Source organism: Sphingobium sp. VMM, assembly GCF_056790315.1.
In genome coordinates, this window is the sequence record NZ_JBXGSI010000067.1 from 1 (window position 1) to 852 (window position 852).

Consider the following 852-nt stretch of genomic DNA (forward strand, 5'->3'; position numbering starts at 1 on the left):
CTAGCGCGTAGACTCATTACGCACTGCACCAGATGCGCACGCAGATGAGCTTGATGGCTGCGAGGAAGTTGGCAGGGTCTTTGTCATAGCGGGTGGCGATGCCCCGGAACTGCTTGATGCGGTTGAAGAATCGTTCGACGAGGTTTCGCTGTTTGTAGAGCCACGGCGAGAAGGCGAAGGGTTGCTTGCGGTTGGATCGATTGGGAATGTTGGCCCAAACGTTTCTGGCAGCAGCGGCCTGACGGATGGCGTTGCTGTCATATCCTTTGTCCCCCAGCAGGGTTGCGCCCTCGGGAATGGCCTCAATCAGCGCTTCGGCTTCACAGGCATCATGGACTTGCCCGCCGGTCAGTCTCAGGCCGACAGGGCGTCCGTCAGCATCGACAAGAGCATGGAGTTTGCTGGTGAGACCGCCCCGGGAACGTCCCATGCCACGATCGCAGCTTCCCCCTTTTTGCCCGTCGCACCATTCTGGTGGACGCGCATGCAGGTGGAATCGATCATCACCAGTTCACCATTATATCCGGCGGAAACCGCTGCCAGAAGCCGGTCCCAGACCCCGGCTTTGCGCCAGCGGACAAACCGGTTGTAGCAGGTCGTCGAGGGGCCGTAGCGCTCGGGCACTTCGGCCCACGTCGCTCCTGAGCGAAAGCGCCACATAATCCCGTTGAGAACCCGGCGATCATCCACCCGCGCCACGCCCCGTGGTTTGTTGGGCAGCAACGGCTCGATAATCGCCCATTCCCGATCTGTCAGTTCGTACCGCCGCCGTGCCATCAAGCCCTCCAACTCTCGAGGCCTCTGAATCACGTCAATCGCCAATCCTCAAGGCTTTTATGAGTTTACGGCCTA

1 protein-coding gene is annotated in these 852 nt (G+C 60.0%); it reads right to left on the reverse strand.

All coding sequences use genetic code 11. The annotated features are described in order from the left end of the window. Positions 1–16: 16 nt before the first annotated feature. Positions 17–777 (reverse strand): IS5 family transposase gene (locus tag ACUCV3_RS27325; RefSeq protein ID WP_107917612.1). Its coding sequence is split into 2 segments (ribosomal slippage): positions 17–441 and positions 441–777, totalling 762 coding nucleotides; the frame shifts between segments, so codons are not numbered across the junction. Positions 778–852: the final 75 nt, after the last annotated feature.